This window comes from Flavobacterium xinjiangense, assembly GCF_900142885.1.
GTDB lineage: Bacteria > Bacteroidota > Bacteroidia > Flavobacteriales > Flavobacteriaceae > Flavobacterium > Flavobacterium xinjiangense.
The window spans coordinates 1-19057 of the sequence record NZ_FRCL01000024.1 but is presented as its reverse complement, the minus strand read 5'-3'; the positions used below and the strand labels follow the sequence as shown (position 1 = coordinate 19057).

Below are 19057 nucleotides of genomic sequence, written 5' to 3'. Positions count from 1 at the left end.
GACGCATTCAAGCTTAAACGCATAATCATACTTGACTTTTCTTTCCATAAAAATACCCCCAAATAGTGTCTAACTTTTTGGGGGCAGTCTATTTCTGAAAGGTTTTTTTTCTTTTACATTTTAAAAAAAGTTACTACTCAAAAGCAGGAGAAGCGACCACTACTCTTTGACTAAAAAGCGAAATCGAGCGTCTGAGATCCTGCCCAAAAGCAGGATAAGCGATTCACACGCTTTTTGCTAGGCAAAAAGTGGTTCTCTGCTTACATATTTCTTCTATATTGTCCGCCTACTTCAAATAAGGCCGAAGTGATTTGTCCCAAAGAACAAACCTTTGTCGCTTCCATCAAATGCTCGAATAAATTTTCGTTTTTAATGGCAGCCTCCTGAAGCGTATTCAAATGTTCTTTAACGGTATCCTGATTAGATTGATGCAAATGCCCTAACATATCAATTTGGTATTGTTTTTCTTCTTCGGTGGCACGAATTACTTCCGCTGGAATTACTGTTGGAGAACCTTTGGAACTCAAGAACGTATTCACTCCAATAATCGGGAATTCTCCTGTATGTTTCAACGTTTCATAATACAAACTTTCTTCCTGAATTTTACTTCTTTGGTACATCGTTTCCATTGCACCAAGCACTCCGCCACGTTCGGTTATTCTGTCGAATTCCTGTAAAACTGCCGCTTCCACTAAATCTGTTAGTTCTTCGATGATGAAAGCACCTTGAATTGGGTTTTCATTTTTGGCCAGACCTAATTCTTTATTGATGATCAACTGAATTGCCATCGCACGACGCACTGATTCTTCCGTAGGCGTGGTGATTGCTTCATCGTACGCATTGGTATGCAACGAATTACAGTTGTCATATATCGCATACAAAGCTTGCAAAGTGGTACGAATGTCATTGAAATCAATTTCCTGTGCGTGCAAAGAACGTCCAGAAGTCTGAATATGGTATTTCAACATTTGAGCACGTTCGTTAGCACCATATTTATTTTTCATGGCTTTCGCCCAAATTTTACGTGCTACACGACCAATAACGGCATATTCCGGATCAACACCATTCGAGAAAAAAAAAGATAAGTTAGGTCCAAAATCATTGATGTTCATTCCGCGACTCAAATAATATTCCACATACGTGAAACCATTCGAAAGTGTAAATGCCAATTGCGTAATCGGATTTGCTCCTGCTTCAGCAATGTGATATCCTGATATAGAAACCGAATAGAAATTTCTAACATTCTTAGTAATGAAATATTCCTGTACGTCACCCATCAATCGAAGGGCAAATTCAGTAGAGAAAATACAAGTGTTTTGTGCTTGGTCTTCTTTAAGAATATCTGCCTGAACAGTTCCACGAACTTGAGACAATGTTCTCGCTTTAATTTCGTCATACACTTCCAAAGGTAAAACCTGATCTCCGGTAACGCCCAAAAGCATTAATCCTAAACCGTTATTTCCTTCGGGTAAATCCCCTTGATAATGCGGTCTTTCGACTCCTTTAGCTGCGTATATTTTGTTGATTTTTGCTTCAACTTCTTTCTCAAGACTATTTTCTTTGATGTAAAACTCACATTGTTGGTCAATCGCCGCATTCATGAAAAAGCCTAATAACATTGGCGCCGGTCCATTAATAGTCATACTCACCGAAGTCATCGCATGAACCAAATCGAAACCAGAATATAGTTTTTTAGCATCATCCAAACAACAAATGGAAACTCCGGCATTACCTATTTTTCCATAAATATCAGGACGCACGTGCGGGTCGTTTCCGTATAAGGTAACACTGTCAAAAGCAGTCGACAATCGTTTTGCCGGTAATCCTGCGCTTACATAATGAAAACGTTTGTTGGTTCTTTCCGGTCCGCCTTCTCCAGCAAACATTCGAGAAGGATCTTCTCCTTCACGCTTGAAAGGATACAATCCTGCGGTAAATGGAAATTCTCCAGGAACATTTTCCTGCAAACACCAACGTAAAATATCACCCCAAGCTTTATACTTTGGCAATGCAATTTTTGGGATTTGAGAATGTGAAAGAGACTCCGTATGCGTAGCCATTTTTATTTCCCTGTCACGAACTTTAAAAGTATAAACCGGATTTTTGTACTTGTTTACTTTTTCGTTCCAAGTCAATATAATTTCCCAATTGTACGGATCCAAATCCATTTTTACTTTTTCAAACTGATTGAGTAAAAGATTCAAAAATATTTTATCCTCAGCTGCACCTGGTTTTTCAGTTTCTAAAGCAGTTGGCAAAACAGAATCATCATCGATCCCCGTTTTGTTTATGACTGGGAATTTTCCAGAAACACTTTCAAGTGTTTTAAAAATCCCGTATAATTTTTGAGCAACTTGTTCCTGACTAACCGCCGTAACGTCATATTTTCTGTTGCTTTCGGCGATTTCAGATAAGTAACGCGTTCTGTGTGGTGGAATAACGAAAATCTTCTCGCTCATTTCACGCGTGATTTGAAACGTTGATTTCAAATCAGAATCCGTTTTTTCATGGACTTTATCCATAATCGCTTTGTACAGCGTATTCATTCCTACATCGTTGAACTGCGAAGCAATTGTCCCGAAAACAGGAAGTGTATCTAAATTAGCATCCCAAAGATTATGGTTGCGTTGGTATTGTTTTTTCACGTCTCTTAACGCATCAAGAGAACCGCGTTTGTCAAATTTATTTATTGCTACCAAGTCAGCAAAATCAAGCATATCGATTTTTTCCAATTGGGTTGCAGCTCCAAATTCTGGTGTCATTACATATAAGGATACATCAGAATGATCCATGATTTCCGTATCAGACTGCCCGATTCCGGAAGTCTCCAAGATAATAATGTCATAATTTGCTGCTTTAATCACTTGAATCGCATCAGCAACATATTTAGATAAAGCCAAATTGGATTGACGTGTGGCCAATGAACGCATGTAAACGCGAGGATTATTAATCGCATTCATTCGAATTCTATCGCCCAGAAGCGCACCACCTGTTTTACGTTTAGATGGATCTACTGATATTAATCCGATAGTTTTTTCTGGAAAGTCAATCAGAAAACGACGCACTAATTCATCTACCAGAGATGATTTTCCAGCTCCACCCGTTCCTGTAATTCCTAAAACCGGCGTTTTACAATTGGCATTTTTTTTATGAATTGCATCCAAAGTTGTAGCCGCTACATCAGGGAAATTCTCAGCCGATGAAATTACACGTGCAATTGCTTTTGGATTTTTTTCTTCGAGATGATCGATTTCATCTGTCAGTTTGTCTCCAATAGCATAATCAGATTGTTGCACTAAATCATTGATCATCCCTTGCAATCCCATGGCACGTCCATCATCCGGTGCATAAATTCTGGTGATTCCGTAGGCTTGTAATTCTGCTATTTCAGAAGGCAAAATCACTCCTCCTCCACCGCCAAATATTTTGATTTTCCCGGCTCCTTTTTCTTGAAGCAGGTCGTACATGTATTTGAAATATTCGTTGTGACCTCCTTGATAAGAAGTTATCGCAATAGCATTGGCATCTTCTTGAATCGCTGTGTTTACAACTTCTTCCACACTACGGTCATGACCTAAATGGATCACCTCAACACCAGTAGATTGAATAATTCTACGCATGATATTGATTGCTGCATCGTGGCCATCAAAAAGGGCTGCTGCTGTGACAATTCTTACTTTATTAACAGGGATATACGGTTTTACGGGTTCCATTTTATGAATATGATAATTTAAGAGTGCAATTTACAATTTTATTTTAAAAATTATTTAATGTCGCTCAGAGTTGTTGATAAATAAGCAAGGATTTTGTTATTTAGCCCCGATGGAAGCGGTATCTCCCGATTTAGAAAAACAAGGCTTTTTTTTTAGCCGTAGTTTTTATTTAGCGGGAATACAGCGGACAGCGGGACAACTGTTCCTAAATAGATAGTAAGTTTGTGCTCCTAAAAATAATTGTGGCTTTGTTTTTGAATAAGTAGTATTTTTACAAAAGCCTGATGAAAAAACAGACAATCTAAACAGATAAAAACAATTTACGATGAAAAAAATTTTAATTATAATAGTAGCAGTATCGCTTTCCAGTTGTGCAGAAATGCAACAAGTTCTGAATCAATTACCACAAACGCAAGGAATTGGGGGTGTTGATATTGCTGGAGGATTGAAGGAAGCCCTGAACAATGGAATTTCGAAACAAGTGACTAAATTGACTGCTACAGATGGCTTTTACAGAAATGAAGCAGTGAAAATTTTATTGCCGGAAGAGTTGAGAAAAGTAGATACCGGTTTGAGAAGAATTGGTTTGAGTTCCTTGGCTGATGAAGGTTTGAAAGTGTTGAATCGTGCTGCCGAAGATGCGGTGAAGGAAGCGACTCCAATATTTGTGGATGCCGTTAGAAACATGACTTTTATGGATGCCAAATCGATTTTGATGGGAAATGAAAGTTCGGCTACTAATTATTTACAAAATAGTACTTCGACTGCTTTATACGGAAAATTCAATCCCGTTATTAAAAATTCGTTTACTAAAGTGGGTGCTGATAAAGTGTGGGCAAACATTATAACTAAATACAACAGTATTCCATTAATCAACAAAGTAAATCCTGATTTGACTGATTATGTTACCAATCAAGCAATGAATGGCGTTTTTAAAATGGTTGCTGTCGAAGAAAAAAACATTAGAACAAATATCGCTTCAAGAACTTCTATTTTATTGCAAAAAGTTTTTGCTATGCAGGACAAAAACTAGTCTAAAAGAAATCCCTTTTTCAGAACATTAAATGCCCTATTTAGGTTTTTTTATAAAAAAATATAAGATTAGTTTTGAAAATAAACTTTTGAAGTTTACAAATTCAGCCCACTAACAAAATAAAAATGCAAAAGATTACCATACTTATACATTGCGAAGATCAAAAGGCGATTATTGCCTCTGTAACCAGTTACATTGCTTCAATTGAAGGAAACATTATTTATTTAGACCAACACGTTGATGCCGATGAAAATGTATTTTTCATGCGATTAGAATGTGAATTCAGTTCTCAAAATTGGGATATGGAGGTTATAAAAAAAGACTTTCAAACTAATTTAGCGACTCCGTTTAATATGTCTTGGGAAATTTATACGCAAGATCACAAACCGAAGATGGCGTTATTTGTATCTAAATATGATCACTGTTTGTATGACATATTAGGACGATATAGCGCCGGTGAATTACCACTTGAAATCCCCTTAATTATAAGTAATCACGAAGATTTAAGATCCGTTGCGCAACGTTTTGAAATTCCTTTTCATTATGTTTCCTTTACCAAAGAAATAAAGGCTGAGGGAGAACAACAACAGATGGAATTATTGAAAGAATATGCTATCGACTTTATTGTTTTGGCGCGTTATATGCAAATAATAACGCCCAATTTGATTGCACTTTTCAGAAACCAAATTATCAATATTCACCATTCTTTTTTACCTGCTTTTCCTGGAGCTAAGCCCTATCATTCGGCTTTTAAACGTGGCGTTAAGATTATTGGTGCAACCAGCCATTATGTTACGGAAGGATTAGATGAAGGACCTATTATTGAGCAGGATATTGCCAGAGTTTCACACAGTCACTCTATTGAAGATTTTATTATGAAAGGACGCGATCTGGAACGTTCTGTTTTGGCGAGAGCTGTAAAATTGCATGCGGAACGAAAAACGATGGTATATAATAATAAAACGGTGGTGTTTTCTTAGGATCCTCACTCCTATTTAAAAAAGATCCCTTTTAAACTACAATGTGAACACAACTTTACACTCTGTTTTTTTAAGTTGACATTAAAAAATCAAACGCGAATTTCACTAATTTGCCCGAATTAATTCGTGCAAATTAGTGAAATTCGTGTTTACTATCCTATCAGTTTTTGTATCTCACGTGAGCATTTATTTTAACTTAAAACTTCAATTTCCCTCGTTTTTCCATTATTGTCAAATACTACTTTGGTCCAAAACGATTTTGCTTTTTGATGCGTTGGATACCAATCTCTGTTTGCTTCTACAAGGATGAAAAGTCCAGTATCCGTTCCTAAAACAATGAACTTATCTAGTTTAGGTTGCTTTGGAAATATCGAAAGATTATACTTTTTACAAAATTCATCACTTAACTGCGAAACATTTTTAGTAACCAAACCAATTTCACTGATTGATAAAACAGACGACCCTTCAAATGATTTCTCCGATGCGTTATCTAGATCATAACGAGCAATGAATTCTAAAATATTTCCATTATTATCATAAAAGTAAAAGGACTTTGCATTCCAATTATAGAAGTTCGCAATTTTATCCGGCGGAATTACATCTAAAATCTCGGTCTTATTTTCTATCCAAAGAAACGACTCTATCAATTTGTTGTTTGGAATATCAAAAGCAAAATGATATACCGGCTCTATATTTTCAGAAGCCCTAAAAGTCAGTTTCGTAGAACCAGCCGCAAAAGAAATACTCGAATTGTTTTTCGAAACAGTTTGTAATCCAATGACATTGTTATAAAACAGTTCTGTTTCATTAATAGTATCCGACAGCAATTCGAGTTCGAGAATATTCATCTGTTTAAATTGAACTGATTATCTTTCTAACAAATCAACGTCAACTCCCAATCCTGCAGCAACTCCCGCTCCTATTCGGCCATCAGCTCTATACCATTGGCTCAATTGACGGTTAATTATTCCCTCTTTTTTAGGTCCTTCGATACCTGACATATGCGAAATAATATTATTAATCGTGTTCTGCTGTTGCTCCGGAGTCATTATTTTAAATAAATTTCCCGGTTGTGTATAATGATCGTTTTCTCCTTCGCAATTTCTGTCGTACCAGTCGGCAAAATCACTAAAAACTTCCAATGGCGGTTCTTTATACGCTTGGTCAATTTCCATGTCATCAAAACTATTTGGAAAATAATTCGGATTACTTCCTCCATTTCCATCAACACGCATTTGCCCGTCACGTTGGTAATTATTTACGGCAAATGGACAGCGGTTTACTGGAATTTGCTCATAATTGGTTCCTAAACGATACCGGTGGGCATCAGGATACGACAATAAACGCCCCTGCAGCATTTTATCAGGGGAATACCCAATTCCATCCACAATATGAGCGGGCGCAAAGGCAGCTTGCTCAATATCCTGAAAATAATTATGTGGATTTCGATTTAATTCGAGAACTCCAACATCAATCAACGGAAAATCACCATGAGGCCAAACTTTGGTTAAATCAAATGGATTCATATAATAGTCTTGAGAATTTGCCTGCTCTTCCGTCATGACCTGGATTTTAAAATTCCATTGTGGAAAATTTCCTCTATCGATATTTTCAAACAGATCTCTTTGCGCAAAATCCATATCACGTGATTTCATTTCTGCCGCTTCCTCGTTTGTAAAATTTTTAATTCCCTGCGCTGTTATGAAATGAAATTTTACGTAAGTGCGTTCGTTCGCGCTATTAATCATCGAATACGTATGACTCCCAAAACCGTGCATATGACGATAGCCAAAAGGAGTTCCGCGATCCGACATTAATATTAAAACCTGATGTAAACTTTCCGGATTCAGTGACCAAAAATCCCACATCATGGTTGGCGATTTCATGTTCGTATACGGATCTCGTTTTTGAGTGTGGATAAAATCCCCGAATTTCTTGGGATCCTTAACAAAAAAAACGGGCGTATTATTCCCTACTAAATCCCAATTTCCGTCCTCGGTATAAAACTTCATCGAAAAACCTCGTGGATCACGTTCTGTATCAGCCGAGCCTCTTTCGCCGCCAACTGTTGAAAAACGCATTATTATTTTAGTTTCTTTTCCAATTTCAGAAAAGATTTTAGCTTTTGTATATTTACTGATATCGTGTGTCACTGTAAAAGTTCCAAATGCTCCGGAACCTTTTGCATGTACTACCCGCTCCGGAATGCGCTCTCTGTTGAAATGCGACATTTTTTCGTGAAGTATATAATCCTGCAACAATAAAGGTCCCCGAGGTCCCACAGATTGAGAATTTTCATTTTCTACAAAAGGTCTTCCAGATGCTGTTGTAAGTTTTTCATGTGATTTCATATTTGCAAAAATTAATTGTTATCAAAGTTAGCATAGGTATAAACACAAGCAGAATTGATGATTTCCTGTTTTGAAAACAAAAAACTAACAAATTGCGTTTTATACACAAAAGAAAAAAATAGGAAACTAAAGATACAATTTTTAAAGGCAACTAATCTACTAGAAAACAATTACTTAAAAAATAAATTATAAAACTTAACTTATATACAACAAAGTAATAACATAATCTTAACAGCAAAATATTCATATATTAATGATCTTTGCAGAGTAATAAACTGGTTATTTATTATTTTGGTTTTGGTTAGTTAAAGAATTGCCTGCATCTATATGATGCAGGCATTTTTTATTTGGTAGTATTTATAAAAGAAATCACAGCATCATTGAAAGCAATAGGCTGCTCCACGTTTACCACATGTCCACATTTTTCGATCACAAAGAGTTTTGAAGATCTATAATGGTTTTCCACTACTTTACGGACTGAAGGTAAAAACATATAATCCTCTTCTCCCATAACATAGAGCGTTGGGATATTTAATTCCACTTGGCGAAACCATCTTAACACCGGATTTATTTCAGCAGTTAATTTAAACCACTTTATAAATTCTTTTTGGTATAACTTTTTGGCCTCGTTGATAAAAAGTATTCGCGATTGCTTATGGCTCTTTTTAGGCATAATCACAAAAGCAAAAAATTTATATAAAACCAGATATGGTAATACATATTTGAACATATTCCCCAATCGCATTAAAACTTGCGATCGGAAATTCATTTTTAAGATTGCACCGCCAAGAATCATACTTTGCACGCGTTCCGGATACATTTCTGCTAATTGTCTGATTAGAATTGTTCCTAATGAAATCCCGACAAAATGAGACTTTTCGATTTTTAGAAAATCTAAAACTTCCAGAATATCATTGGCAAGAGCCGAAAATGTATATTTCTGTTTGAAAGCAGTTTTCAAGGTCGGTTTTGATTCGCCATGACCTCGTAAATCCAATAACAATACATTATAGTGTTTTTGAAAATCCCGAATTTGTTTAAACCAGATAGAAGAACTTCCGCCAGCACCATGAACAAAAGTTACCCATTGCGTGCTGTTTTCGTTTTTATAAATGGTATAATTGATCACTTCTTTTTTTTTGCAAAAATAGAACATTAATTTTAAATTCAATTCTTAACAAATAATATTGCGGAATTATTATTTACAAAACGTAAATTTGCAAAAAATTACACCCATGATAGGATTATTGAAAGAGAAAAGTGAAATAGAAAAGCTTAAAAAAGAATACCAAATACTTGCTGAGCAAAATTTTAATATTGAAAAAACGCCTACAAAAAACATAGTTACGGCAGAAGAATTAGTCCTTGAGGAATGCGAATTATAATTTTAAATGCAATCTCTTAAAATACTCAAACGCTTTTAGCAACCTGCTTCCATACCAGGAAAACATCTCACCGTCTACAAATACCGTTTTTGCATGGTGCGTATGTCGCCCTATCTCAAAAGCATCTTCTTCCTTGAACGGATAAGGCTCCGAAGACAGAAAAACCAAATCCGGATCACCCTCTAAACGCATTTTTTTGAGTTCGATTTCCGGGTAACGTCCTTTATTGTCATAAATATTCTCAAAATGGTTCAGTTTCAGTAATTCATTAATAAAATTATCGGAACCGGCTACCATAAATGGATTTTTCCAAATAAAATAAGCCGCTTTTTTCATCGGTTTATCTTTGATGAAATTTTTAAAATCGCTCAAGGCAAAAGCCAATTTGTCGTTCCATTTCTGGGCTTCGGTTCTACAGTTGAACAGTTGGCCAAAGTCAGAAATCATTTGGAAATTATCTTCAATGGTGATGATATTCGTTACCCAAACCGGACAAATTTTACTTAATTCATCAACAATTTCTTTTGTATTTTCCTCTTTGTTGCAAATGATAATATCCGGTTGCAACAATCTGATTTTTTCAAAATGCACTTTTTTGGTACCGCCAACAATTTTCTTAACAGACTTAAAATGATACGGATGCACACAGAATTTGGTAATCCCAACAATTCGATCTTCCAAACCTAAATCATACAACAATTCCGTTTGCGAAGGAACTAAAGAAATAATTCGCTTGGGCGAAGTTTCAAATGAATGAGATGTTCCTATTTGATCGATTAGAATTTTTTGTTTCAAGTTTAAAGTTTAAAGTTGATATTATTAAAACATAAATTGGCAGCTTTTTAACCATTAAGAAATTAAGAAAATTAAGCTTTAAAGTATTTCTTAATGAAACTTAATTTCTTAATGGTTTAAAAAAAGTCCCTGTTTAAAATTCATCCACTTTAAACTTCAAACTTTAAACTCATAATTGCTGCCATTTCCTGTTGCATTTTTAATGCTTCGGCTCTTGCTTTTTCAACAAAATCAGTTCCGTTTGAAGCATAAATAATTCCCCGAGAGGAATTAATCAGTAGTCCTACATTGGCATTCATACCGTATTTACAAACTTCTGCCAGACTTCCGCCTTGTGCGCCCACTCCAGGAACAAGCAAGAAACTATCAGGGGCAATTTTACGAATTTCAGTGAAATATTCCGCTTTAGTAGCCCCTACAACATACATCAAATTTTCACTGTTTTTCCAAGTTTTAGACGTTTCTAATACTTGTTTGTACAATTCTTTTCCGTTTACGTTTAAAGTCTGAAAATCAAAAGCGCCTTCGTTTGACGTTAAGGCCAACATAATAGTATGTTTATTTTCGAAAGCCAGAAAAGGCTCAACCGAATCTTTTCCCATATAAGGAGCAACAGTAACACTGTCGAAGTTTAAATCTTCAAAAAAAGCTTTAGCATACATAGATGACGTATTTCCTATATCACCTCGCTTTGCATCAGCAATCGTAAAGATATCCGGATAGGTTGAGTTGATGTAATTGATTGTTTTTTGCAACGACATCCATCCTTTTATTCCGTATGCTTCATAAAAAGCAGTATTGGGTTTGTAGGAAACCGCCAAATCATGAGTGGCATCGATTATGGCTTTATTGAATTCGAAAATTGGATCTTCCAGTTCTAGTAAATGTTGTGGAATTTTATTCAAATCAACATCGAGTCCTACGCATAGGAACGATTTTTTGGTTTGAATTTGGTCTATAAGTTGTTGTGTAGTCATTGTTATTTTTGTAGTTGTCGGGCAAAATTACAAACATAGAATCAATATTGGCTAAAATGCTGTAATAAAAACGTAAAATTTTATAACAAATAAAAAAAACATAAATAATAAATTTGTTGCTACGATTTTTTTTTCACAGAGCTGATTAGGATTGAAATCACCTACAAATACAAAATTCAATAATATGCCAAGTCAACAAAACCGGATAAAAAGATAAAAAATCATTCAATCATTTATTTCATAAATTTATTTTATAAATTTATGAAAAATCAGACAAGCAAATATGAAAGTATATTTAAAGTACAATTATCCGCAATTAACTAAAAAAATTATTGAAGATAAATTATCCGAATTGGGATATAAATTTAAGATTGTTGGTTTTGGTGAGTTCAATTTTTTAGAAAAAGTACCTAATGAAAAACTCGTAGAACTAACAGAATATTTTCAAGAATATGGAATTGAAATCGTTGAAAACCAAAAGAGCGTATTGGTTCAAAAAATAAAAGATACCATAGTAGAAATGGTGACCAGTGACACGCCTCCGAATGTAAAAAGCTCCGTGTACATAGCCGAAAAATTAAATCTAAGCTACGTGTATTTATCAAGTGTTTTCTCTGAAGTCACCTACACCTCCATTGAAAATTACATTATAATTCAAAAAATTGAATTAGCAAAACACCTGATTATCAACACCAATATGAATTTGACGGAGATTTCGATACAATTAAATTACTCCAGCGTAGCGCATTTAAGCACGCAGTTCAAAAACAATACAGGAATGACACCATCAGCGTTTCAGAGGATTATATTAAAAAGAAAAGAATTTACAAATAAAAACAATAGCTAATCCTTTATAACATGACAGAAGACTACATAAACATTTGCTTGGCTGATGATGACCAGGATGACCGACTATTTTTTACCGATGCTTTTGATGAATTGAAAATAAGAACAAAGGTAAGCACATTTAATGATGGTGTAGAATTGATGAATTACCTCAATAATGCAGATTCAATTTTACCTAACGTTCTATTTCTAGACTTAAACATGCCGAAAAAGAACGGCGTAGAATGTTTGTCGGAAATAAAAAGAAATGAAAAATTTAATGATATAGCCATAGCCATATACTCGACCTCCTCTTCAGAAGAACATATTGAAGAAACATTTATAAATGGAGCCAATATTTACATTAAAAAACCAAATGATTTTGAGACTTTAAAAAAAATACTTTCAGAAGTAGTGACCATAAATTGGCAATACCATACCTCTGGATTAAATAAAGATAATTTTTTAATGAGAATGTAAAATGAAAGAAAATTACCTTCATAATTCAACCTTATTATTAAAAATAATTTTTGTTATATCGGTAGCTGTTATATTCTTTATTGGCGGTATAACTTTTAAGCACATAATGGTTTTAAAAAAAACCTCAACGTGGGTTAGTAATAGCCATGAAGTCAATGCAGAACTGGAACGACTGATTTCATACATAAAAGATGCCGAAACCGGTCAAAGAGGCTATATTTTAACAAGAGATAAAAGTTTCCTTACACCTTACTTAAGATCAAAGGATTTAGTTAAAAACTCGTATAAAAAAGTTTCGAAACTAACTATTCACAGCAGAACACAACAGGCCAACCTAAAAAATTTATTATTTTACATCAATAAAAGACAAAACTACCTCTCGAAAACATTATATCTTACAGCCCAGGAAAATTATGACAAAACGATATTAAGAAACAATTTAATCATTGGTAAAAATGCAATGGATTCTATTCGGGTGAAAATTGAAGGCATGATGATTGCGCAAAAAAATCTTTTGAAAAACAGGCAAAACGACTATGAATCAACCATGAATTATACGCCGTTGCTCATTTATTTAACCCTAATCGTAACCTTAATTTTAATCACGATTGCTTTTATTAAAATGAATCGGGATTTAGCTACCCTAAAAAAGACAATTTACACTTTATCTGTAGCGAATGAAGCCAATAATCTTGCAGAAATTGTAGGTGGTTTTGGAAGCTGGCAATTTAATTTAGAAACTAACGACTACACTTTCTCTGATAACGAATATCGATTATTGGGATGTGAACCGCAATCATTTAAAGCAAGTATTGAGGAATTTGCCAAATTTGTTCATCCTGATGATTTACAATATGTAATTGATAACGCAAAAAACATCCCTGTCAATTCCACTTTACCGGCATTTACTTATAGAGTTATCCGAAAAGATGGGGAAATACGATATTTTAGAGCGCTGGGAAGAGTTGTTACAATTGCTTCTGGTGAAAGAACTCATATAGGAACCACGAGTGATGTTACGGAGGAAGTGTATGCTAAAAATTATATCGAAGATCGAAACAGAGAATTGGAAAATAACAATAAAGAATTAACAGCTTTTAACTACATTGCCAGTCATGATTTGCAAGAACCGTTGCGAAAAATCGAAACTTTTCTTTCTAGATTAGTAACTAAAGATTACGATAATTTATCTAAATCCGGGCAACAATACGTTTCCAGTATTCAATCCTCAGCAAACCGAATGCGAATTCTTATTGAAGATCTATTACAATTTTCAAGAACAAATAAAAACGAGAAGAATTATGAAGAGACAGATTTGAATGTTTTACTTGAAAATGCAAAACAAGAACTGACTCAAATTATAGATGAGAAAAAAGCAATAATAGAAAGCACTGAATTGCCAACTCTTAAAGTAATTCGATTCCAGATTCAGCAGTTGTTTATTAATTTAATAGGTAATTCTCTGAAATACAGCAAAGAGAACATTACGCCTATCATCAAAATAAATTGCTCGACAATTCTTGCTAATGATGACGAATTATTACCGCAAAACAATCATAGATATTACAAATTTGTTTTTGAAGATAATGGTATTGGTTTTGAGCAAGAATATGCAAAAAAGATTTTTATCCTCTTTAATAGACTTCACAATAAAAACGAGTATGAAGGTACTGGAATTGGACTTGCTATTTGCAAAAAAATAGTCGAAAACCACAACGGGTTTATCTTCGCACAAGGAGTCTTGAATGAAGGCGCAACCTTTACCATTTATCTTCGTGCTGACTAATTATTATTATTTGTCATAGCATATTTAGCTACGACTACAAATCATATTACAATCGCTGCGACCATAGATTCCTACACTATTTAGCAGCGAATTACTAACCTGCAAATGACTTTTTTTTCAAAAACCACCATATCTTCAAGAGGTATAAATACTGTTCCGCCTGCAGGCTCGCGATCTTAAACGTATCCTCTTTAATCGCAGTTTTGCGACAGAATAGTATAAAAGTGATTCCTTGTTAAACAAGCTATTGAATACCTAAACCACCTCTTCATCTTCGTAAATACTGGATTGTGAAACAGCAAAAATTCACGAAGAAAAAAAACACAACCTGTCAATTAGAGGCCATCATTTCAAACAATACCATTGAATTGTGTAATAAAATTTGAAATTGATGTAACAGCGATTTACGATGAGCTTTGCATCTTTGTAAAAATAAAACATCAAACTAAACTAATCTAAAAAGCAACGAACAGCTGCTTTAATAGCTGTACGAGAACAAATATAATTCAATCAAAAAAAAAAAAAAATAGCGTACTGAATTTTTACGCAATCTTAAAATTTTAATTATTAACTACAAAATATTTACATCATGCAAAATTTACTGTACATAGTCGCAGTCGTATTAGTAATACTCTGGGCCTTAGGATTCTTCGTTTATAGCGTGGGCAGTATCATTCACATATTATTAGTAATAGCAGTTATTGCCATTTTATTAAGGGTAATAAGAGGATAAAGAATTTAATTTTCAATTTTTTAAAAATAATAATTATGAAAAATAGCAATTTAGTATTAGGACTTCTTGGGGGTATTGCAGCAGGAACTGTTTTGGGAATTTTATTCGCTCCTGCAAAAGGTAGCGAAAACAGAAAAATAATCGCTGACAAAGGTTCAGAACTCAATGACAACCTAAAAGAATCCGTTTGCAAATTATCTGATAAAATTACTCAGACAATCACTGAACTTAAAAATGATTCCAAAAATATACTTGGAAATGCTAACGATACTCTGGCAGCAGAGCGTGCCGATTTAGAAAACTTAAAAGACATCAATAAAGCAGTGATTTTAGGATAATAGGCCGTTACAAAAACGGTTTGCAAATAAGTTCTAAAAATCACTTATTTCAAGAAAAGTATTAATTAAAACACAAAAACATGAAAAAAGCAATCAATTTAAAAACAGTAATTACCGCAATAGCAATCGTATTAGGAGTTGCAACAACAAGCGCACAGGAAGTAAAGAATTACGATCAGGGATTTCGTCTTGGATTTGGATTAAACGGAGGACTTCCGCTTAATGATCCGTATGATTTCAATTTAGGTGCCGATGCCAGGTTACAATACGACCTATCACAAAGATACTCGTTGACGCTTACTACAGGGTTCAGCAATATGTTTGTATCAGGCGACAACAATGATCTTGGTTATATTCCTGCAAAGGCAGGTTTCAAAGCTTTCGTACTGAAAGACCAATTGTATTTAATGGGAGAAGTAGGGGCTGCATTTGCCGTAACAAACGGATATAATCAAACCTCTTTATTATTGAGCCCAGCTATAGGATATGCAAATGAGAACTTTGATATCAGTTTAAGATACGAGCATTTCAACGACTTTCCTGTAATTAAAAATGATGTTACTAAAGATGGCTTAGGACAAGTATCACTTCGATTGGCTTACGGATTCAAATTATAATACCACAATAATGAAATATTCAATACCACTATTAGGGCTTTTTTTAATAACAATACCGTTCGCTTCTTGTACAAGTGAACGAGAAAAAACAGCCCAAATAGTAACAGATAATTATGTACATTTTGTTGATTCAATTGTAAATCTAAATACTGATTCTGCTCAAGCAAATTGGAATAGAATTGACAAGGATTTTGAAAAAAAAACGAATCAACTCAATATTGAAATTGACAAACTAGAAGACAGTCGTGACTTTGACGCCAAAATTGATTCGGCGACAGCTAAATACGAAGCTTTCAAAATTTCAGTTATTCTACAAAAAATTCGGGCTTCACGTTATTAGAAAGCAGTAACTTACTACATGGGTAGTTTTAGTGTATCCAAAAAGCGCAGCGAAAATTATTTCGCTGCGCTTTTTATTTTAAGAACAGACAGTTTCATTAGCCTTCGCGAGAAAATAAGCTGACTTAAAAAACAATTACTCATCAAAAGCGCTTGATATCCAAATCAATAAGCGTTAATTATATAAGAAAAACAAAAATTTATATAACAAATAAAATCCAGAGCTGTCTCATCTTTGCAGTATAAATCTAACAAATTAAAAAATAAAAACCATGAAAAACTTTATCTTATCAGCTGCATTAATTGCAACGACAATCATTTCTGCACACACAAAAGAAAAAACAGAAGCAACTACAATTTCAAAACAAAAAAGAATTGAAATTATCAAGAAAACAGACAAAACGGTTTATTTCTGGGAAATAAATACTGCAACTGGGTATGCAAGTGGTTACACGATTTCACAAGCTCAAGCTAAAAAAACAGTAAAATTAATGGCTGGAAATGACTTCGTAAGCTATAAAATTATTGAAGCCTATAAATAGTCTTTAAACTAAATATAGGCTTCAATAGCTTATTTTTATAAAATACATTTCCTTTTAAGGTCCCGATGAATACAAAAAAAAGTGAAACGAATTTCACTTTTTTTTATTTAGAATACCTCGCTGGCTTCTTTCAGTTTCTCCATGTTGTTGACTAACGCCAACTCATCCACAATTTTCTGAATGTCACCATTCATTATATTTCCTAAATCGTACAACGTCAAACCTACACGGTGATCCGTTACACGACCTTGTGCGTAATTGTAGGTACGGATTTTTGCAGAACGGTCACCAGAACTTACCTGAGACGTACGTTTTGTAGCATCTTCCGCTTGTTTTTTGGCTAATTCCTGCTCGTATAAACGGGAACGCAAAACGCCAAAAGCTTTATCCTTATTCTTGTGTTGTGATTTCTGATCCTGACATTGCGCCACCAATCCGGTTGGAATGTGAGTCAAACGAACCGCTGATTTAGTTGTATTTACGGATTGTCCACCTGGTCCTGACGAACAAAAGAAATCCACACGCACATCATTCATATCAATCTGTACATCAAATTCCTCTGCTTCCGGAAGCACCATAACAGTCGCTGCCGATGTGTGAACACGTCCTTGCGTTTCCGTTTGCGGTACACGTTGCACACGGTGAACACCCGCTTCAAACTTCAAAGTTCCGTAAACATCCTCACCGGTAACTTCAAAAATCACCTCTTTAAATCCACCCGAAGTTCCTTCATTCATATCCACCACAGATGTTCTCCAACCTCTGTTTTCACAATATTTCGTGTACATACGGAACAAATCTCCGGCAAAAATACTCGCTTCATCCCCACCCGTTCCGGCACGAATCTCCACCATCACATTTTTAGCATCTTCTGGGTCTTTAGGAATCAACATAAATTTGATTTCTTCCTCCAGTTCCGGCAATCTTTCCTTTGCTTCATCCAGTTGCATTTTGGCCATTTCGGTCATATCTGCATCACTGTTATCGGCTATTATTTCGGTTGCTTCTTCAATATTGGCCATGATCAGCACGTATTCATCGCGCTTTTCAGCCAAAGCTTTCAAAGTTTTATACTCTTGATTCAATTGCACATAACGCTTCTGATCTGAGATCACATCCGGCTGAATGATCAAATCCGATATCTCGTCGAAACGTTGTTTTACTATTTGAAGTCTATCTAACATATTCTTGTTCCTTTATTTGGAGTGCAAAAATACGAAAAAAGTATTCAGTTTGCAAGGCTCGTTTTTTGCTATTTCAGTAACTATTTGTCATTCCGAGGCACGAGGAATCTCATAACGAGTAACCAATGTGATTTCCCGTACCTCGGAATGACAAAACACGACGATGTCGAGGACAGCGAACTGGCGAAGCAAACTCCTAAAGTGGCTTGACAATACAGTTAAAACAGCGATTCTTTATTAACTTTTAACTCTTTTAAGGAGCTATTTCCTGCTGTCATTCCAAATGAAATTCACTGAACTCCAATTAAATTAAGAATGTTGTGAAGTAATCTTTTTTGATAAAACTTGCTTCGCGTTTTATCAAAAAAGGATTTTCCCTCCCATCAGGGCTAGGGCATTTGTGTTAAAATATAGCGTTTATGGTTTTCCGTAAAATTGCTGATGCAAAAGGAGTTAATTTTGAAAATGAAATATAACTTAATATATTTTTACCCGATCTCTCAGATATACACAATGGTTACCTAGATGCCGTAGGTTTTGAGTTACTTTAGCACCGTAACAAGAATGAAAAAATTAAATAACTCATACCTCAATTATTATGAACGAAATTATTTGACCCGATTGCCCGGATATCCACAATCGTTAGCGCATTCTATGATAAAAAACAAGTGAAAATTTAAAAATTAACAGGCAAATTTATATGTATTTATGTAGGGAGTTTGTCTGTTAATTACAGAGAAAACACGACCTATAATTTTACATTTCACATTGTTTAAAACCAGCATTGCGTTCTTACCTTCACCTTTTTTTCTTTCATAATATTCTTTGAGTTGCGGATCATGTTTTACGGCAACTAAAGCACACATTTGTAATATTGACTTCATTTTTTTATCCGCCATATGATTTACTTTTGTTCGCCCTTTGATACTCGAACCTGAACTATATTCAAATGGTGCAGTTCCAGCGTAACAAGCAAATT

Annotated in this window: 19 protein-coding genes; 11 read left to right on the top strand and 8 right to left on the bottom strand. The window is 34.7% G+C overall.

Annotated elements, in window-relative coordinates; translation table 11 throughout:
* Nucleotides 1-260 precede the first annotated feature (260 nt).
* A complete protein-coding gene (locus BUC23_RS17030) occupies nucleotides 261-3713 on the bottom strand; it encodes a methylmalonyl-CoA mutase family protein (RefSeq protein ID WP_073211883.1) in 3453 nt (1150 codons plus the stop codon).
* Between the two features lie 325 nt (nucleotides 3714-4038).
* Between BUC23_RS17030 and BUC23_RS17025 the strand changes: the two genes are divergently transcribed.
* Together BUC23_RS17025 and purU are read left to right on the top strand one after the other, a co-directional pair.
* Nucleotides 4039-4746, top strand: coding sequence for a DUF4197 domain-containing protein (locus BUC23_RS17025; protein WP_073211879.1), 708 nt, complete (start codon nucleotides 4039-4041; stop codon nucleotides 4744-4746).
* A gap of 125 nt (nucleotides 4747-4871) precedes the next feature.
* Nucleotides 4872-5726: a formyltetrahydrofolate deformylase gene (gene purU / locus BUC23_RS17020; RefSeq protein ID WP_073211875.1), complete on the top strand. Its 855-nt coding sequence runs from the start codon at nucleotides 4872-4874 to the stop codon at nucleotides 5724-5726.
* 191 nt (nucleotides 5727-5917) lie between these two features.
* Here purU and BUC23_RS17015 read toward each other — a convergent pair whose 3' ends face one another.
* From BUC23_RS17015 to BUC23_RS17005, 3 genes are all read right to left on the bottom strand, one after another.
* On the bottom strand, nucleotides 5918-6574 hold the full coding sequence (locus tag BUC23_RS17015) for a VOC family protein (protein WP_073211872.1): 657 nt from the start codon (nucleotides 6572-6574) through the stop codon (nucleotides 5918-5920).
* A gap of 18 nt (nucleotides 6575-6592) precedes the next feature.
* Complete coding sequence (locus tag BUC23_RS17010; RefSeq protein WP_073211869.1) at nucleotides 6593-8077, bottom strand: catalase; 1485 nt, start codon at nucleotides 8075-8077, stop codon at nucleotides 6593-6595.
* 343 nt (nucleotides 8078-8420) lie between these two features.
* Complete coding sequence (locus BUC23_RS17005) at nucleotides 8421-9206, bottom strand: alpha/beta fold hydrolase (RefSeq protein WP_073211887.1); 786 nt, start codon at nucleotides 9204-9206, stop codon at nucleotides 8421-8423.
* A gap of 106 nt (nucleotides 9207-9312) precedes the next feature.
* Between BUC23_RS17005 and BUC23_RS17590 the strand changes: the two genes are divergently transcribed.
* On the top strand, nucleotides 9313-9462 hold the full coding sequence (locus tag BUC23_RS17590) for a hypothetical protein (protein WP_167365609.1): 150 nt from the start codon (nucleotides 9313-9315) through the stop codon (nucleotides 9460-9462).
* Here the strand turns inward: BUC23_RS17590 and BUC23_RS17000 are convergent.
* Nucleotides 9457-10257 carry an ABC transporter substrate-binding protein gene (locus BUC23_RS17000; protein ID WP_073211866.1) on the bottom strand — a complete coding sequence of 267 codons (801 nt, stop codon included), beginning with the start codon at nucleotides 10255-10257 and terminating at the stop codon, nucleotides 9457-9459. The genes BUC23_RS17590 and BUC23_RS17000 overlap by 6 nt on opposite strands.
* A gap of 149 nt (nucleotides 10258-10406) precedes the next feature.
* Nucleotides 10407-11234 carry an orotidine-5'-phosphate decarboxylase gene (pyrF, locus tag BUC23_RS16995; RefSeq protein ID WP_073211863.1) on the bottom strand — a complete coding sequence of 276 codons (828 nt, stop codon included), beginning with the start codon at nucleotides 11232-11234 and terminating at the stop codon, nucleotides 10407-10409.
* A gap of 283 nt (nucleotides 11235-11517) precedes the next feature.
* On the opposite strand from pyrF, the gene BUC23_RS16990 reads away from it, so the two are divergent.
* The 8 genes from BUC23_RS16990 to BUC23_RS16960 all read left to right on the top strand — a co-directional run bounded on the left by BUC23_RS16990 (nucleotide 11518) and on the right by BUC23_RS16960 (nucleotide 16894).
* Nucleotides 11518-12081 carry a helix-turn-helix domain-containing protein gene (locus tag BUC23_RS16990; RefSeq protein ID WP_073211860.1) on the top strand — a complete coding sequence of 188 codons (564 nt, stop codon included), beginning with the start codon at nucleotides 11518-11520 and terminating at the stop codon, nucleotides 12079-12081.
* An 11-nt stretch (nucleotides 12082-12092) separates the two neighbouring features.
* Entirely contained in the window at nucleotides 12093-12539 is a 447-nt protein-coding gene (locus BUC23_RS16985; RefSeq protein WP_073211857.1) for a response regulator, read from the top strand.
* A 1-nt stretch (nucleotide 12540) separates the two neighbouring features.
* Nucleotides 12541-14325 carry a sensor histidine kinase gene (locus BUC23_RS16980; protein WP_073211854.1) on the top strand — a complete coding sequence of 595 codons (1785 nt, stop codon included), beginning with the start codon at nucleotides 12541-12543 and terminating at the stop codon, nucleotides 14323-14325.
* A gap of 589 nt (nucleotides 14326-14914) precedes the next feature.
* Nucleotides 14915-15058 carry a lmo0937 family membrane protein gene (locus BUC23_RS17395; RefSeq protein ID WP_139259973.1) on the top strand — a complete coding sequence of 48 codons (144 nt, stop codon included), beginning with the start codon at nucleotides 14915-14917 and terminating at the stop codon, nucleotides 15056-15058.
* A 35-nt stretch (nucleotides 15059-15093) separates the two neighbouring features.
* Nucleotides 15094-15396: a YtxH domain-containing protein gene (locus BUC23_RS16975; RefSeq protein ID WP_073211851.1), complete on the top strand. Its 303-nt coding sequence runs from the start codon at nucleotides 15094-15096 to the stop codon at nucleotides 15394-15396.
* Between the two features lie 80 nt (nucleotides 15397-15476).
* Entirely contained in the window at nucleotides 15477-16013 is a 537-nt protein-coding gene (locus BUC23_RS16970; RefSeq protein WP_073211848.1) for a hypothetical protein, read from the top strand.
* Between the two features lie 10 nt (nucleotides 16014-16023).
* A complete protein-coding gene (locus tag BUC23_RS16965) occupies nucleotides 16024-16353 on the top strand; it encodes a hypothetical protein (protein WP_073211845.1) in 330 nt (109 codons plus the stop codon).
* 271 nt (nucleotides 16354-16624) lie between these two features.
* Entirely contained in the window at nucleotides 16625-16894 is a 270-nt protein-coding gene (locus BUC23_RS16960; RefSeq protein WP_073211842.1) for a hypothetical protein, read from the top strand.
* Between the two features lie 107 nt (nucleotides 16895-17001).
* On the opposite strand, the gene prfA is transcribed toward BUC23_RS16960, so the two are convergent.
* Nucleotides 17002-18078 (bottom strand): peptide chain release factor 1, encoded by a 1077-nt coding sequence (gene prfA, locus BUC23_RS16955; protein ID WP_073211839.1) that lies wholly within the window; start codon nucleotides 18076-18078, stop codon nucleotides 17002-17004.
* A gap of 683 nt (nucleotides 18079-18761) precedes the next feature.
* Nucleotides 18762-19057 (bottom strand): transposase (locus BUC23_RS16950; RefSeq protein WP_139259971.1); only part of this gene is annotated, 296 nt, incomplete at its 5' end.